Consider the following 17,311-nt stretch of genomic DNA (forward strand, 5'->3'; position numbering starts at 1 on the left):
AGGGAAAAACCCGTCCGGGGGGAAATGGCCTCGACCACTTGGCGGAAGGCTCCGGACGGGAAAAGAAAAAAACCCGGGAGGCCCTCTCCTTTTTTGCAGGCCTCTATCACTTCCCGTGCCGGGAGTCGAGCCCGCAAAGAGGGATAATCCCGGGTAACAAACAAGCGCTACCTCAAGAAAGTTCTTCCACCAGCGCAGCGATTTCTTCGCGTATTATCCGCGCCGCAGCTTCGGGGATGCCCTTTTCTATGCGTTCTTCAAGGGCGCTGCGAAGCTCTTCTATGCGTCCGTCAAGCCGTTCATCCAGGCGCGCTTCGTTCACCATCTCACTGCGCACAGGCAAGAGCCCTTCGTGGACAATGGCTTCAATTTCAGGGGCCAGCAATTCGCGCAACTTCTCAACCAGCGGCGAATCCTTGTCCAGACGGCCAGCAAGCTGCGTTTCCAGCTCGGCAACCATTTGCGTGGCATCCTCCTGCCGCTTGCGCTCGAAGCTTTCCTCCAGCCTGCTGAAAACATCATCTGCAATGGCAGTGCTTTCCGCAGGCAGGGCGTTGTCCAGATGCTCCTGCATTTTTTGCTGCAGGGACTCCTCAAAGGATTTGGTATGCTCCTCAAGAGCTTCCTGCAAGGAGCGGTCAAGGCGCTGCTCAAGGCTTTTCACCATCTCTTCACGTGCAGCTGTGAGCCTGTCCTCAAAGTCCTGTCCGCTGCGCACATCACGGAGCTCAGCTTCCAGTTGCTCAATGCGCTGCTGCAGGGCCGCAATTTCCTCATTGTTCGCTGCAGGCTGCGGCGCAAGGGGCTTCTCGCCCTTTTCCGCGCGTTCGATGGCTTCCTCGAACTGTTCACCGCCCATGTTTTCAACGTCTTCATCCAGAACATCATCAGGCACATCTTCTTCTGCAAGTTCGAAGTCGGAAAGCGAGACTTCGCTCGCATCAACGGCAGGCTCCGGACTGGAGACTTCTTCAGTCTCGTCAAATTCCAGCGCCAGGCCGTCGTCCAGGTCTGCGCCTTCTTCATCCGCTTCGTCTTCCAAACTCTCTTCATTGAATGCCGATTCGATGGCGTCCAGATCCTGCTCCCCGATTTCCAGCTCAGCGTCATCATCGGGGGCTCCCCGTTCGGCATCGCCTTCTAAAAGCGCGTTGAGGTCATCCAAGTCGCTTTCTTCCAACTCTAAGGACTCGTCTTCCTCTTCTTGTTCCGACGTTTCTGCAGCGTCTTCGGTTTCATAGGATTCTTCCTGCACGGTGGCGTCCATGTCGGCTGCAGCATCTTCTTCCAGAAGCGCAGCTCCTGAAACGTCATCATCGGGGAAATCCAACCCGTCAATGAGGTCATCCAGGCCATTGAGATCGATGTCTTCATCGTCCTGGCCACTTTCGGTGGTATCCTCGTCGGTAAGCGAAAATTCCTGCGTAGCATCATTTTCCACGTCAGGTTCCTGCGGCGCAAGGTCAACGGAAGCGTCGAAATCGAAGGAGTCCTCCTTCTCCTCAGCGGCTGCCGGCGCAGCTTCTGTTGGTTCGTCCAAATCAAAATCGCTGAGGTCTATGTCACCGAGATCAATTCCTTCTCCGCTCTCTGGCGCTGCACTCTCCGCTGCGGCTTCTTGCGTCTCATTCTGGTCGAGATCAAAGTCCACCCCAAGATCCTCGCCCAGGTCTTGGTCCAGATCCTGGCCAAGGGCGTCAAGGTCGAAATCATCGAGCGAGCCGCCCTCTTCTTTCTTCTTGGGCTTGTCCTTTTCCGACTTGCCATTGTTTTGCAATACTTCGAAGTCGATATCGCTACCCTCCTCTTCGGCAGAGGCAACCGCCTCAGGAGCCTCCTCATCCTCGCCATCGATCTCATTGAAGAGATCCTCGCCGAAAGCCTGGTCCGCGTCGGCTCCCAGACCAGCCAGATCGCCGGCTTCGAGGTCGCCGAGAAGGTCATCGATTTCGTCCTGCCCCGACATCTGTTGCGAGGGCTCCTTGTCCGGCTTTTCGGCTTCACCGGGGGCCTGCTCCATCGCAACATCCTGTTCGTCGAGGTCGATATTCAAATTATCTATGTCGTCCAGCCCCAGATCAAAGGTGTCATCCTCGGCGTCGAAGTCGCCCAGATCTGCTGTGTCCAGGGCCTCGTCATCATCCAGACCAGACGGGGTAGCGCCGGATGCAGACTGCTTTTGCGCGGGCGCACCCTCGTCGACATCCAGTCCCATGTCGCCAAGCAAATCATCTATGTCATCCTGGCTGGTGGACGCAGCGGGAGCGGCCTTGCCCTTCTTTTCAGCCGCAACGGGGGCCGGCGCCTCATCAACGGTTGCATCTAAATCCATATTGCCAAGCAGGGCGTCTATCTCTTCCTGTCCAGGCGTTGCGGCGGGAGCGGCTTCTTTTGCCGCAGGTTTTGCAGCGGGCTTCTCGACAGCGGGCTTTTTTTGGGCAGGTTTTTCCGCGGCGGGCTTGCTTGCAGGCTTTTCCGCCGGAGCATCGTCATCAAGCCCTTCAAAAAGGTCCTCAAATTCACCCAAATCTCCCAGATCCCCAAGATCGCCCAGGTCGGAAAGATCATCACCAGCACCAGTTTCCATGGTCAAGTCGGCATCCAGGTCATCCTGATCCACTGCAGCAGAGGGAGCCGCCTTCTGCGCCTGCTGCGCATCGGCCACATCTGTATCCAGATCGCCAAAGTCGTCGCCAAGTTCTGAAAAATCCAGGTCAGCAAGGGGATCGTCATCATCTGCGCCACCTGTGGCTTGCCCAGGCCCAGCATCGCCCCCAGCCTCCAACATATCGTCAAAATCGTCAGTATCAGTTTTGGAGGGCGCTTTCTTTTGCGGCATAAGATCATCCGCATCCTGAAAAAGGTCTTCGAGTTCGTCCTCAAAGCTCAGGTCCACGTCGTCATCACCCACGGAAACATCCGAGGCCGCAACTTGCTGTTTCGGTTTCTTGGAACCTTTCTCGATGACGTCGGTCAATTCGAAGATTTCTTCGTCGCCGGCAGAATTGGAGGCGGATCGCGCCATGGCTCACCTTTGCTTTGCTGCTGTTGCTGCGCCCTTCATCTTTTGTAAGTGCGCGTGGTTCCTGGGCAACCCGAAAAACAGCGCCTGTTCTGGTTCTGCCGCGATAAGCGTACCATAAGAAGCAAGTTAGGTGAATCGGACGCAGTCGCGGCTGTCTGCTGTTCGCCGCCGCCTTCAGTGTTACGACGCAGCGACATTGTGGGCGCTCATGCTTTTAGAAAAATTTGAAACTATTGTTAAAGATTTTATCTTTCGCATTAGGAGAGCAGGCCGTGCATGTCAAGCCATAGCATGGCCTTGGCACGTTTTTTCTGCATAAAAATAGGTTTTTCTCCCCTTTCACGCTGCAAAATGCATTTATGAGTCTTTCTTCCCCTGCTTGAACCTGATCGTACGCATGGCAACACGAAATTCGAACCGGTGCGGCTCGCTCACTGCAAAAACGTAGGGCAGTGGTCCAAAAACCGTTGAGTAAAAACCTGCAAGCCCTTTTTCATGCTGCAGGGAAAGGATGCCACAGCCAGGCAACGTCAACTCCTGCACCTTTGTAAAATACTCCACCGGGAGAGGGCGCTGCAGCATTTTACGCGGTAAAATGAGCACATCCCCCATGGAGACGACGGACGATGCATGATCCAGCGGTCTGAATCTGCCCTGCTCCATATAGTACTGGAACCCCCAATGGCCGGCAAACCAAACATTTTGCGGCAGCCTGTCCTGGTTCTGGATAAGAGCGAAGGCAGCGGTTCGGCAGGCATTTGCCCAGCGATAATCGCACCAGGCCAGACTAAACGCCAGGCACCCGCTCAATACCAGAGAAGCAAAACAAACTCCTTTTTGCGGGGCAACGTTCCCCTCTACGGCCTTTTTTGGTCTTCGCTCCAGTGCCGCCGCAACAAAAATACAGACAGGTGGCACCAGGGGCAGCATATTCCGGGCGCTGATAGTCCAGTTGAGGAACACGACAAAAACAAACTGCCCCAACACCCAGAGGGTCAAAAACACATTGTCTTTATTCAGGTCCAGCTGCTCCCTGCGCAATGTCCGGGGGATCGACGCGTGAAGGATTGTTGCCAGAATCGCCGCACCAAGCAGCATCAACAACGAAGCTTGTAGGGCATATGTGGCGCCGCCATATTCCAATGAATCAAACGAAACGCCGCAAAACTCCCCACTTAGCTGCAAAATTGCGAACAGGGCGATAAAGGCCGCCAGGGCAATGAAGCGCCCACGACTGCGCCAAAGGACTGGAAGCAGCACCAGGCAGGCAGGTATACACCCGCCCAAAAAGGCGAGCCCTTCCAAAAGGTTGTTCAGGCCAAAAGACCCAATGCTCGATTTGGTCGTCACCGAATAGTGCATGGCGCTCGTCAACAACCCCTGGCCATACAGGGCAGACGTCCACCATTGATACCCGAGCAACGCGACAAAAGGCAGCAAAAGCGCCAACAGGCCTGGACGCAGCCTGAAATGATGCAGTATCGAATAGGCGAAAAGCAAAAGGATGAGCGCAAGTGCGTTGAATTTGACCAACACGGCAAAACTGACAAGACATGCGGCAACGAGTGTCAGAACGATACGGCCTTGCCTTTCACCCTGAATATGAAAATACACCGCCCACACCCATAAAGGCAGCAAAAGCGTTTCAGACATGAATCCCCCTGCTGCGAGAAGAACAGCCGGAGACAGCATGGCCATCATGGTTGCCAGCCAGCCCTTGCGACAAAACAGTCGAGAGAGGCGATACATGCCCAATACAAAAAAAATCCCTGGCAACAGCATGGCCAGATGAAGAAGCACATCGGAGGTGCCCTCTGCCCCCCCAGAGAGGGCCATGGGCAGTGCAAGATAATAGGACGTAAGAGGCGGGTTCTGCATCACTTCGGCCATGGGCATGGCCGTTCCGTACCAGTTGACGTCAAATCCATAGAAATTGAGAGGTGTCCTGAGAATCTGTTCCGCACTCCAGAGAAACAGGGGATCGTCAATATGCGCGGCTTTATCCAGAAAAGGAACCATAAGCAGCACAAACAGGCAGCACAGTAACAAGGGGGCGCGTTCATACCCCTTTTTCGGAGTCATTCAACGCCCTCTTTACTTTCGGGTGCGTTGCCTGCGGTGCCTGACTCTCTTTCGATGATAGCCAGATTCTTCCTTGCTTCCTGGTCATCAGGGGCAAGCTCCACAGCCTGGATAAAGCTTTGCCTTGCTGCGTCCAAATCACCCATGCGGTATTCCACCAGCCCACGCAACTTTAAAAGGGAAGCTTTCCCGCTTTTTTGTTCCAGTCCTTTGGAAATCGTCTGCAATGCAGCCTCAAGCTTTCCCGAACGCTGCTGTATATCCGCAACGTTCCAATAGCTGTTCCCATCCTGGGGGCGGGTCATCAAGCGCTTATCATACCAATAAAGCGCATTTTGCAGATCACCCTGCTGCAGATACGCTTTGCCCAAATTGTCATAGGCGACGAAATTTTTGTCAGTAACAGCAGCTGCGTGCTCAAAAAGCGTAATGGAGTTGCGCCAGACCCTGACCTGCCTGTTTGTCTGCCAGACAGCAGCTCCCAGGATCACAACCAGCAGCACGGCAGCGATACTCCCTGTTTTTTTCAGGCGGGATCGCTCCAGAAGCGACGCCCCTCCCCAGACAAGCAGAATATACAGGCCGAGCATAGGCAGATAGGTGTACCTGTCCGCCATGGATTGCATTCCGATCTGCACAATGCCGATGACCGGCAGCATGGCGATAAGATACCAAAACCACCCTGTAAACAGCCATGGAAGGCGTTTTCCCCATTTTATGCAGGCGGCAGTGATGGCAAAAAGGACTGCCCCTGCCACGGCTGTTTCCCAAATGGGGATATTCTTTTCCAGGGGGTAAAAGACCGCGAGATGCACCGGCAGCAGGAATTTTCCAAGATAGGCAAGATAGCCCCCCAGCACAGTTCCAAGGCGCTGCCAGACACTCCACTCAGAAAGGGGCGCCAGTGCGCCGGTGCCTTCTTGAGCCAGCACGGCCACAATACTGAAGATAATGGCCGCCAGTACGTAGGGAACCTTGTCCAGCACCACCATCTTGTTGCGCTGCAAAAAGCCCTCACTTCCGAAAGGCGCTAAACGCCCGAGGGGCCAGTAATCCACAAGCAACAACAACACCGGTAATGTCACCAGCATTGGTTTGGACATCATTCCCAAAAACATGCAGCACAATGAGGTGATATACCATCGGACACCGCCCTCTTTGGCGTAACGTCCATAGGCATGCACCGAAAGCAATGCGAACAGCATGCTCAAGACGTCTTTGCGCTCAGAAATCCAGACAACGGATTCCACATGTAACGGATGCACGGCAAAAAGAGCAGCCACGGCGGCGCTGCGCCAGCGAGCGCCTGTCATGGACTGGAGCAACAGAAACAGAAGCAGCACATTGCAGCAATGCAAAACGAGATTGACCAGGTGATGCCAGAGGGGGTTGAGCCCCGCTACTTCCACCACAGCCATATGGGAGAGCCATGTCAGGGGGTGCCAGTTTCCCTGATCAAGGGCGCCAAATGCCTTGCCCACATTTTCTAATGTAAGCCCTTGCAGCACATGGCTATTTTCGTAGACGTAGTAGGGGTCGTCATAGATCACGAAGCCGTTTTGGAGGGCCGCATGATACGCCAACACAGGCAACAGCAACAATACGAAAACAATTCCGAGCGTTCCAACGCCAGAATCTTTTGCACCACTTTTCTTTACCTGCGCCATATCCATCCCTCCCCCCTGTATATAGGCGCCTTTTGTTAATCTGCCCGCACACGGGCACGCACCTTCTCGTGCACCTAGCCCGGACTATGGGTTTAAAGCAAGTGCGGACAAGAAAGAGTGCGCTCCCGCGCTTATAAAAATGCTACTCCACGTGGCCGTATTTTTCGAAATACCCACGGGGCGTGACCATGCGCGCCTGCCCGTCCATTTCAAAAACACGGGTGGCGCTGTTGCCCACCACGAGGATGCAAAGCATGTCCACACTTTCGGGATCCAGGGCGTCCAGGGTGGTGATGGTGGCGGACTGCTCTTCACGGTATGCCTGACGCACAATACCCACGGGAGTATCCCCGGGCTTTTCCGCAAGCAGCAAGTCCTTGGCCCTGGGCAGTTGCCGGGTTCGCCTCCTGGAGCGGGGGTTATAGATGCCCAGCACGAAATCAGCGCGCGCAGCCAGGCTTATGCGCTGTTCAATGCGCTCCCACGGGGTCAGGAGATCGGAAAGGCTGACAGCCGCGAAATCATGCATCAAGGGCGCCCCAAGAATGGCTGCCGCGGCGATGAGCGCCGGTATCCCCGGAAGGACCTCGACATCTACCTTGTCGGCCACACCTTTTTCATGCACCAGTTCCAGCACCAGGCCGGCCATGCCATAGACGCCGGCGTCTCCACTGCTGACCACGACGGTTCTGCTACCTGCAAGCGCGGCTTCGATTGCCTGCTCGCAGCGCTCCATCTCCTTGGTCATTCCCGTGGAGATCAGGGTTTTGCCCTCCAACATACCATCAGGGAGCAATTCCAGGTACATCTTGTACCCCACCACGGTGTGCGCTGCGTCAAGCGCTTCCAGCGCCTGCGCCGTGAGCAGCGCTCCATTGCCCGGGCCGATGCCGACAACCTGTACCAATCCTTTGTGCATCACTTTGTCCTTTGCGCCACGGCCAGGGTAACGTTGCCAAAGGCGCGCTTAGCTACCAGCAGTCCTCCCCCTTCCGCCAAGAGAAGGGCCGCCGCCTCGCATACACTATGCGTGCCCACTGCACGGGCCACCCGTTCCGAGGGGGTAGGAACATCCACACCGTCCAGCGTTGCAGCAGGGTAAAAAACCAGGGGCAGTTCCATTTCTCGCGCTGCTTCCAAAAGCCCCTGCTCATCGCGTTTAGCCTCTACACTGGCCATGCCCGCCAGGCTTTGACGCGCTGCGCCCATGTCCTGCAAAACAATTGCGATTGCCTCCAGGATATCAGAAGCAGGAGCGCCCCTGCGGCACCCTACTCCGAGACACAGGCATTTGGGGTGCAGCGCAAGTGTCTTGCTGTCCGGGGTCGGCAATTGCCACCCGACCATGACAGCAGCATCCGCCGCACTTGTAACAGGGTTGAACCACTTGTCATGCGTGGCAATGCCCAACCAGTTCCCTGGATCGTACACAGCCACAGACTTTGCAGCAGCGAGGGCGGCATTGACGTATTTGATGCGCCCCGTGTCCCCGATGGCCAGTCCTGCATCCATGGCCATGCAGTCGATGGCAGGCGCGCCGGCCGTATCCGTGGCCGTGGTGATGACGCTCTGCCCGCCCGTAATCAGGGCCACCTGTCGCGCAAGATCGTTGGCACCCCCTATGTGCCCGGAAAGCAGACTGATGCAGAAGCGGCCTTCCTGGTCCAGCACGAGCACTGCCGGATCCTTATCCTTGCCTTGCAGCCAAGGGGCGATGACCCGCACCACGACACCTGTGGCGGCAATAAATATATGAGCAGAAAAATTATGGAACGTTGCCGCAACGTGTTCAGACAATGATTCGAAGACTGCAGCGCCAGGAAATGCAGCTGTCAGCCGCTGCGGCATATGCAGTTCCCCCCCCATTTTGCGTGCAATATCCCCGGCAAGAACACCGCCTCGTTCGGTGAGCGCATAGATGGCAATCTGCTTTTGGGAGGTAGAGCGGTCCATGTGTTGCCTGTACAGAAAACATCACTGCTTGTGCTATGAAAAAAAGGCGGGCGCAGCACGCACCCGCATCTTGTCATACATCGTATCCCACAAGGGGGGCAGGCTTAGAAAGTGACAGCCTTTGCCGCGTCCAGCACCTTGTCGAAATCCGCCTTGGAGTGCGCAAAGCTGAGCATGGTGCACTCAAAGCCTGATGGCGCCAGATACACGCCCTGCTCTCGCATCTGACAGTAGAAAGATGCGTAACGGTCGCAGTTCGTGGTCTTGGCGGATTCGAAATCGGTGACGGGCTTGTCCGTAAAAAACAATGTGAACATGGAGGCCATTTTGTTCACCGTCACAGGCTGCCCCTTGCCGCGGATGATTTCCGCCAACTCTTCGGCCAGGGCGCCGGTGCGTGCTTCCAGGTCGGCGTAATCGGCCTTGCTGAGGAGCTGCAGCGTCTTCAATCCTGCAGCCATGGCCACCGGATTACCGGCAAGCGTGCCCGCCTGGTACACTTCACCACTGGGCGCTACACGCTGCATGATCTCTTTTTTCCCGCCATAAGCGCCAACAGGGTAACCGCCGCCGATGATCTTGCCCATGGCGGTCAGGTCCGGGGTGATGCCAAAGCGAGACTGGGCGCCGCCAAAGGCAACGCGAAATCCCGTTATGACCTCGTCGAAAATAAGCAGTGCGCCGGATTCGTCGCAAAGGGTGCGCAGCCCCTCCAGAAAACCAGCCTGGGGCGTCACCAGTCCCATGTTGCCGGCCATTGGCTCCACGATTACGGCCGCAATGTCAGCACCGCTCTCGTTGAAAAGCCGACGCACCGCGTCCAGATCATTAAAGGGGGCCAGCAGCGTGTCCTTGACCGTATCGGCCGGCACGCCAGGCGTCCCGGGGATGCTCAATGTGGCAACGCCGGAACCTGCGGCCGCCATGAAGGGGTCGGCGTGGCCGTGGTAACAGCCCTCGAATTTCACCAGCTTGTTGCGCCCCGTCACGGCTCTGGCCAGGCGCAGTGCGCTCATGGTGGCTTCCGTGCCGGAATTGACCATGCGCACCATTTCCACGGCGGGCATGGCCTTGATCACTTCTTCGGCCAAAAGCACCTCGGTCTCGCAGGGAGCGCCGAAGCTGGCGCCGTCTCTGGTTGCAGCAATGGCGGCTTCGTTGACCTCTGGATGCGCGTGTCCCAAAAGCATGGGCCCCCAAGACATGACCATGTCCACATACTCGGCGCCGTCTGTATCCCAAATACGGGCGCCTGCGCCCTTTTTGATGAATACGGGCTCCGAGCACACGCTCTTGCAGGCCCGGACAGGGCTGTTCACGCCGCCCGGAATCAACTCCTGCGCACGCCGAAAAAGCTCTTGCGAGCGTTGCATCATCACACCTCCGAAATGTGAAATATATTTTAGAAGCTTACCGGGAAAAGCCCTTCACGAATGGCGCTTTCCCGGACCCCGTTCCAAAGATTCTTTTTCAGCAAACGTCTGCACAAAAAATGCGTGGTAACAAAATCCTGGAAACAAAAACGGGAGGAAAACAGCATTTGCAAATGCCATCCCCGCCGCACCTTGCAACATAATGAAAATATTAAAAATAGACCATGGAGGTCTTTTTCAGCTCTTTGATGCTATGGAGCAGGGCGTAATCATCCAGCCCCGAAAGCTGCTTGAGTTCTTCCACTGTCTGCAGACATTCTTCATTACTACGCCCGTGTACCATGGTGAACAGGGAGTAGGGCCAGTCGGCCTTGGGGTCACGGTGGTAGCAGTGGGAGACGCGCTGGTGTCCGGCCATGGCCGGCCCCACTTCGGGCATTTTTTCCTCCGAACATCTCCAGGCAACCATGACATTGGCCGCCCACCCTGCTTTCTGGTGTCTAAGGGTTGCGCCAAAGCGCCTGATTGCGCCGATATCTTTGAGCTCTTGCAGCAAGGCAATGACCTGCTCTTCACTCACGTCCTCCCCTGTTTCCTGACTGACAATGGCAGCCATATCCGCATAAGGAGTAGCGCTGTCTGGCAGCGTTCCCTGGGCGAGCCGCAGCACTGCTTTCTCAGCGTCGCTCAATTCGCGTTCCAAGCGTTTACCTGGGGCACTCACGCCGTTTCGACCTCCTGAGTATATCTGAAAGAATCTGATGTGGCCGCCCACTATTCGACAGGCCATGTGCGTCAAAAACGCATGCTTACCCTCTCACCGCATACGTTGCAAGAGCACCACTTTCTGCAGGCGCGTTGCTTGTTGCAGGGTACTGAGACTTGTCTTCCAGTCCACTGCAATCTATACTGGCACTTTGAAAATAAATACCTTTCCGGTTGAAACATAACTTTTCATACTTTTCTAAGGAGTCGCTGATGCGGATTGTGGTTGTCGGAGGCGGCAGCTGGGGTACGACGCTTGCTAACCTTCTTGCCAAGAACGGGCACGAGGTGGCGCTGTGGGTGCGGGAGCAGGAACTGATGGCGGAAATGCGCGCCAACAGAGAAAACCGCTGGTATCTTCCTGGCATAACCCTGGATGATAACCTGAACATTTACAATGACATCAACCAGGCAGTGGGCGAAAGCGACACTTTTGTTTTCGCCGTACCCAGCCAATTTTTTCGTTCGGTGCTCAGCACCCTGCGCCACGCCATCCCCAAGCGGGCCAAAATCATTTGCGCCAACAAGGGCATAGAGGTAGGCACGCTTTCCACCATGTCGGAGATAGTGACGCAGGAACTGGCTTCGATCAAACCCTCGTTTTCCATGCTTTCCGGACCTTCCTTTGCCAAGGAAGTGGCGCAGGAAATACCCACCGCCGTTGCCCTGGCCTGTGTGGACAAAAAAGTCTGCAAGGAACTCCAGGAACTGTTCGCCAACGAGTATTTTCGCGTCTACAGCAGTAACGACGTACGCGGTGTAGAATTGGGGGGCGCCGTCAAGAATATCATCGCCATTGCTGCCGGCGTTGCAGACGGGATGCAATTCGGCACCAACAGCCGCGCCGCCCTCATCACCCGCGGCCTTGCCGAGATGAGCCGTCTGGGCAAAGCCATGGGCGGCAACCCGCAAACCTTCATGGGGCTGGCCGGCCTGGGTGACCTGGTGCTGACCTGCACAGGCGATCTTTCTCGCAATCGGCAGGTGGGGCTACGGTTGGGCAAAGGGCAAAAACTCATCGACATCATGCACGACATGAAAATGGTTGCCGAGGGTGTGAAAACCACCGAAGCTGTCTATGAAATCGGCAAAAAGCTCAATGTCGAGCTGCCCATTACAGAGCAGGTTTACAAGGTTCTGTATGAAGAACAGGACGTGAAGGATGCCTTGCGCGAACTGATGACCCGCGCCCTGAAAGAGGAGCATTAAGCTCGGAAAGCGCGTCCTGAAAGGGTTTATCGCCTAGCGTATGCCACTGAGACGGCAATTTCGTGACACACGGTCTTTGCCTCTGGAATTCCTGAGCGCTTGTGTTATGAATTGCACCAATCGTCTGCGGGCGTTCGCGGCCGGCTTCAGACTGGGTCTATAGTATTCGGCCTTTCGGACGCGGGGCAACCAGGACACAACATCAGCATTAAGCGAGGGGTACATGCGCTGCAAGATCGTCGCTACGCTAGGTCCGTCGTCCATGAAGTACGAGGTCATGAAAGAAATGGTACGCTATGGCGTGCGCATTTTCCGCCTCAACTTCTCACACTCCAATGCCGCCACCTTCGAGCCCGTGGTAAAAATGATCCGCGACCTCGAAAACGAGCTGAATATACCGCTTACAGCTCTGGGAGACTTGTGCGGCCCCAAAACTCGTATCGGTGAAGTGGTGGGCTCCCCCCTGCAAATCGAGGCTGGCACCACCTGCTACCTGGGTTTGCCGGATGAAGAAGGCCACAACGAAATTGATGGCACATTCATCAGCCTGGATTTTCCCCAATTGCTGGAGGGTCTTGATGTGGGCATGCCTGTGTCGCTTTCCGACGGCATGCTGCGCTTCAATGTGGAGCGCGTGATCAAGAATGACAGGCTCTTTGCCATCACTTCCCGGAACTCAGGCATTCTGACGTCACACAAGGGCATCGCCTTTCCCGGCAAATCGCACCCCATCAAAGCTCTGACGGAAAAGGACCGCAAAGACCTTGCCGAGGGCATGGAAATCGGCATCGACGCCGTGGCCATATCTTTTGTGCAGACCAAGGAAGACATCCTTGACCTGCAGGAAGCCATCAAGAGTCACGGCTCCTGGATTCCCATCGTGGCCAAGCTGGAACGCACCAACGCCTACGACAACCTCGAAGACATCGTGGCATTGTCCGACGTGGTGATGGTAGCGCGGGGCGATCTCGGACTCGAGGCCCCTCTGTCTGAGCTGCCTGTCATCCAAAAACGCATCATCCGCGCATGCCGCCATGCCCAGAAGGCAAGTATCGTGGCCACTCAGATGCTGCTTTCCATGGTGCACAACCCCATGCCGACACGCGCCGAGACCACGGACGTGGCCAACGCCATATTGGATGGCGCCGACTGCGTAATGCTTTCCGAGGAAACCGCCATCGGCGAATACCCTGTGGAGACTGTGAAGTTCATCCACGGCATCGCCGAAAGCGCCGAAGCCTATTACCTGGAACGCGTACAGGGGCCCTTTCAACCCAAGAAAGAGCACAACCCGGCTAAATACTTGGCCTATGCTGCTTCCTTGATTGCAGACAACCTGGGCAGCGCCGGGCTGGTATGCCACTCCACCAGCGGCGCTACGGCCCGCCTCGTTTCCAGCCGCCGGCCGGGACAAATGATTTACGCCCTGACCCCTGATCCTCGCGTGGTAAAGGCTTTGAACTTCTTTTACGGGGTAGAACCTTCTCTGGTGGATCCCAGCATAGTGAGCCATCTTGAACGTGCTGAGAATTTTGTTCAAAATTCCAATGTGTTCAGCCAGGGGGACAGCACCGTCATAACCTCTGGCCAGCCAACCCCCGGCCAGCTTAGGGAATGCAACGAAGGCCCCTGCCCCAAGGATACGCGCACCAACCAGATCAAAATTTACTACAAATAGCCATACACACCGAATCACAAGAAAAAGGGCGCCCTGAGCGCCCTTTTTTTATGCTTCAGCATTCACAATGCGTTAACAACCAATGCTCGCAAATTCCTCCCGCAGGTGCCTGGCCATCACGGCAGGGCGTTCCAGGGGAACTGCATGGCCGCAACGTTCAACCACTGCCAAACGCAATTGCGGATGTCGCCGGGCTATCTGCCTGAAACGCGGTAAGGGGCTCAAAGCATCTGCATCTCCACAGATAAGCGTGGTCTTGGAGCCATGCTGCAAAAGCGATTCTTCGAGATCAAACGAAGAAACCAATCGTTTCAGGCTTTTGAGCTGTCGCAACCGATAGCGGGTAGCGGTGAGGCGTTGCCACAGGCGCTCGTACTCGCGAATCTGCAGCGAGTGCAAACGCTCCGGGCGGTGGAAGACGCGTCCCAGTTCACGGTGCACAGTGCTCAGTCCACGATCCAGACGTCCACTGGCAATATGAAGGTGTGCGGCAACGAGTATGGAGCGGCCAAATAGGGGGGAAAGCAGCAAGGCCAGCGCCCCCCCAAGAGAATTCCCGGCCACAAGGGCTTTTTCAGGTTCAAACCAGGGTGGAAGAGCCTTGTGAAGCCCATGGGCCAGCTCTTCAAGCCCTGCTCCGCTGCGCGCCGCGCCTATATAATCGATACGCGGCGTCACTGCCCTGGCGCCTGGCAAATGGACAAGCGTACGGCACCAATCCTCGGCGCTCCCGGCCAGGCCATGCAACAGGAGCAACTGCATCGCCCTACCTGGAAGCCTTCCCGTTAAAATGAATCTCGACCCTGGCCGTCTCCTTATCCAGAGGCTTGACCTTGACCGCTACCTTCTCGCCCAGAAACTCGGCCGAACCGTTTATGACGCCTTCCAGATAATCGAAAAGCCCACGTGCGGAGTGGTAGTTCATGAACAAGGTATCTCCCTTGTCCTCAAAGGAAAAACGCGGGGGTGCGGCGCCGGGCATGTCCTTGGTGACGCGGTGATGCACATCGTTCATGGACAGCATGAACTGCTTGAGATTCGTGACGTTCTTGAAATATGCCGGATAGGTGCGGTGAAATGCGCCCGGCGTGTAAAATCCAAGGTTGTAAAGCACGTGCCGCTTGCTTTTCCCGGATTCGGTGCTGACGGCTTCCGCCATCTTTTCGATGACAGAGTCGGGGTAGGAATCCGAAGCAAGGAACACAGGGTCGCCAAGACGCTTTTGCGTAGCCCTGTAAACTTTTTCGCCAAATGTCTTTTTCACATACTCCTGCATGAGCTTGGGCAAAATGCCTTTCATGGAGTGCTCTGAATCTTCCAGGTTGGCGCCATTGCGTTTCCCACTGATGTTCTGGGAGAGTTGGAGCAGATCCCGCGAAAGCCTGGCCAGATCCCTGGTGGCAAAGGCCTGCTGACTTGCGCCTTCATCAGCGTCCTTGGCGATTTCGGCAATCTCCTCAATGAGGTGCGATACTTCTTCTGCTGCGGAAGACTGTTGTTCTGCAGAGGCTGCAATGTGCTCCACGCTGGAAACCATGCCCGCGATGTGCCCCATGATCGCGCCCAGGGCTTGTCCGGCCTTGTCAGCCTTTTCCGTGGTGTGGCCTACGCGCTCTTCGGTCAACTCCATGGAGGTGACTGCTTTCTTGGAGAAATTTTGAATAGTGCGGATGGAGTTTTCAACTTCCTTGGTGGCGCCCATGGTCTTTTCCGCCAGCTTGCGCACCTCGTCCGCGACCACGGCAAAGCCTTTTCCGGCCTCCCCTGCCCGCGCCGCTTCGATGGCGGCGTTGAGAGCCAGAAGGTTGGTCTGATCCGCGATATCGCTGATAACGCCTATGATACGGCCAATCTCACCGGCCTGGGTGTCCAGATTGGAAAGCACTTCAGCCAGGTCTGAGGCAGATTCGGCAACGGCATTGATATCATCCACCATGTCGCGTACGAGCCCTGCGCCTTCTTCCGCTGAGGTACGCGCTTCCCGGGCGGCCTCGGAAGTCGAAGAGGCATTGGAAGCGACTTCAAGAACGGCGGAGCTCATGCGTTCAATGCTGGAGGCGGCGGAAGAAGTTTGCTCCTTCTGACGGTTTGCGCCCTTGGCTTGTTCATCAGCCGAAGAACTCATCAGCTCTGAAGCCGAGGCGAGCTGCTGCGCCAGATCGTTTACCTTTGCCGCGGCCTGAATAAATCCTGCTTTCCGTTTTTCTTCATCCGAGGATTCAGCCTTGGCTTCGGGCTCTCGTTCCAGCAACAACACAAGTTGCTGTTCTTCATTCCCGGAAGGCTTTATATTTGCTGCAAAGAGACGCACCTTCTTCCCGGATGGCAATGTAACCGCATCGCCGTTTGCGGATCTTTTGGCAAGAACACTGCCGGCGGCTTCTGCCCCGAGAACTTGTTGCAGCGTATTGCCAGGGGCAATCCGCTCCGCCTCCTTGCTGGCACTGCGGATACTGCCACTGGCGTCACTCAGCAAGACAGCGCCCGGCAGCTTTTGAAACAAGCTATCCCGTGTGGAGATTGACGCTTGCAACTCCTTGTTGTTGGCCTGGAGTGCTTCCAGCGCAGCCTGCAGTTTTCTGCGGGGAACGCCCCCCAAAAGAAAGACGCCCGCAGCGGCCAGAATCATGGCACCAAAAGATACAAGCCCTGCAAATGACAAATCGCCCATGGCGCCCCATGCACACAGGCCCACAGCGACAAGAAGCAGCAGCACGCCTGACAGAATCAGAACACTTTGACCTGAAACAAGAGGCTGCTGGGTAGTGCTCACAGAATTCGAATTAGTCACTTTTTTTCCTAATTTCTTTTATCTTGAATAGAGATATTGCCCCCCTTTGTTCCTTAAAAGCAGTCAGACAAAAGGTCTTCTCTACCACGAAAATCGTTACCTCACTTTACATGAAAAGGCAATTGCCCCTGGAAGAGCGGGCCTGCATACACTGGCCTCAAGTTTCACAGGCATTTACCGATAAGATAACAAGATTATAATGTAGATTTTCATCACGCGACCTGCTTTGGGGAGACTCACTCAGTAGAGCAGGTCGCGTTTTTCTGATTTCTCTTTGTATATTAAAACCTTTCTCACGATTTTACTAAAGATTACTGCCTCCCCTAAGGTTCCGTGGCTCCATTGCCGATAAGATATGCAAGGGAGTAAATGGGGAGGTAATAATCATGGAAATCACCAGCCTGATATCGGGATACGTGTCTGACCGCGCCAAGGCTGGGGAGACCGTTGCCGGAAACAAGCGAAACAGCAACAACTCTGCGTCTAAGCGTGATCGCGTCAGTGTATCTGATGAAGCCAAGCGCCGCGCCGCAGCAGATTCGTCAACGGTTGAAGAGCCCATTCGGCGTGAGAAGGTTGAGGAAATCAAAGCTCTTATCGCGAACGGCGAATATGAAATCAATACTGGCAAGATCGCGAAGCGTATTGTCCAGGAGGATCCGGGATTCTTCCTTTCTAAAAAGAACACCCCATAGTCCTGCTGCATGCTGTTCTGCCACGCCTGCATTGAAGCCCGGAAAGAATTCCGGGCTTTTTTTATCCACGATG

General features: G+C 55.6%; 12 protein-coding genes. 3 read left to right on the forward strand and 9 right to left on the reverse strand.

Features of this window, described 5'->3' with window-relative positions:
• Nucleotides 1–172: 172 nt before the first annotated feature.
• The 7 genes from ACZ5EH_RS05150 to ahbB form a co-directional block, all read right to left on the reverse strand.
• A complete protein-coding gene (locus ACZ5EH_RS05150) occupies nucleotides 173–3,025 on the reverse strand; it encodes a hypothetical protein (RefSeq protein ID WP_464277064.1) in 2,853 nt (950 codons plus the stop codon).
• Nucleotides 3,026–3,382: 357 nt separating this feature from the next.
• On the reverse strand, nucleotides 3,383–5,107 hold the full coding sequence (locus ACZ5EH_RS05155) for a glycosyltransferase family 39 protein (RefSeq protein ID WP_464277065.1): 1,725 nt from the start codon (nucleotides 5,105–5,107) through the stop codon (nucleotides 3,383–3,385).
• Nucleotides 5,104–6,774: a tetratricopeptide repeat protein gene (locus ACZ5EH_RS05160; RefSeq protein WP_464277066.1), complete on the reverse strand. Its 1,671-nt coding sequence runs from the start codon at nucleotides 6,772–6,774 to the stop codon at nucleotides 5,104–5,106. The genes ACZ5EH_RS05155 and ACZ5EH_RS05160 overlap by 4 nt, the downstream gene beginning before the upstream one ends.
• Before the next feature lie 142 nt (nucleotides 6,775–6,916).
• Nucleotides 6,917–7,693, reverse strand: coding sequence for a precorrin-3B C(17)-methyltransferase (gene cobJ / locus ACZ5EH_RS05165; RefSeq protein WP_464277067.1), 777 nt, complete (start codon nucleotides 7,691–7,693; stop codon nucleotides 6,917–6,919).
• The gene (locus ACZ5EH_RS05170) at nucleotides 7,693–8,727 is read right to left on the reverse strand and encodes a cobalt-precorrin 5A hydrolase (RefSeq protein WP_464277068.1); all 1,035 of its coding nucleotides are present in this window, start codon (nucleotides 8,725–8,727) and stop codon (nucleotides 7,693–7,695) included. The genes cobJ and ACZ5EH_RS05170 overlap by 1 nt, the downstream gene beginning before the upstream one ends.
• Before the next feature lie 104 nt (nucleotides 8,728–8,831).
• Complete coding sequence (gene hemL / locus ACZ5EH_RS05175) at nucleotides 8,832–10,103, reverse strand: glutamate-1-semialdehyde 2,1-aminomutase (RefSeq protein WP_464277069.1); 1,272 nt, start codon at nucleotides 10,101–10,103, stop codon at nucleotides 8,832–8,834.
• 208 nt (nucleotides 10,104–10,311) lie between these two features.
• Nucleotides 10,312–10,824, reverse strand: a complete 513-nt coding sequence (gene ahbB, locus ACZ5EH_RS05180; protein ID WP_464277070.1) for a siroheme decarboxylase subunit beta — start codon at nucleotides 10,822–10,824, stop codon at nucleotides 10,312–10,314.
• Between the two features lie 254 nt (nucleotides 10,825–11,078).
• On the opposite strand from ahbB, the gene ACZ5EH_RS05185 reads away from it, so the two are divergent.
• Together ACZ5EH_RS05185 and pyk are read left to right on the forward strand one after the other, a co-directional pair.
• Complete coding sequence (locus ACZ5EH_RS05185) at nucleotides 11,079–12,074, forward strand: NAD(P)H-dependent glycerol-3-phosphate dehydrogenase (protein WP_464277071.1); 996 nt, start codon at nucleotides 11,079–11,081, stop codon at nucleotides 12,072–12,074.
• A 223-nt stretch (nucleotides 12,075–12,297) separates the two neighbouring features.
• Nucleotides 12,298–13,752 (forward strand): pyruvate kinase, encoded by a 1,455-nt coding sequence (gene pyk, locus ACZ5EH_RS05190; protein WP_464277072.1) that lies wholly within the window; start codon nucleotides 12,298–12,300, stop codon nucleotides 13,750–13,752.
• A gap of 72 nt (nucleotides 13,753–13,824) precedes the next feature.
• Here the strand turns inward: pyk and ACZ5EH_RS05195 are convergent, their stop codons facing one another.
• Both ACZ5EH_RS05195 and ACZ5EH_RS05200 read right to left on the reverse strand, forming a co-directional pair.
• Entirely contained in the window at nucleotides 13,825–14,514 is a 690-nt protein-coding gene (locus ACZ5EH_RS05195) for an alpha/beta fold hydrolase (protein ID WP_464277073.1), read from the reverse strand.
• 4 nt (nucleotides 14,515–14,518) lie between these two features.
• On the reverse strand, nucleotides 14,519–16,543 hold the full coding sequence (locus ACZ5EH_RS05200; RefSeq protein WP_464277074.1) for a methyl-accepting chemotaxis protein: 2,025 nt from the start codon (nucleotides 16,541–16,543) through the stop codon (nucleotides 14,519–14,521).
• 386 nt (nucleotides 16,544–16,929) lie between these two features.
• Between ACZ5EH_RS05200 and flgM the strand changes: the two genes are divergently transcribed.
• Nucleotides 16,930–17,238: a flagellar biosynthesis anti-sigma factor FlgM gene (flgM, locus tag ACZ5EH_RS05205; protein WP_464277075.1), complete on the forward strand. Its 309-nt coding sequence runs from the start codon at nucleotides 16,930–16,932 to the stop codon at nucleotides 17,236–17,238.
• Nucleotides 17,239–17,311: the final 73 nt, after the last annotated feature.

The organism is Desulfovibrio biadhensis, assembly GCF_055388615.1.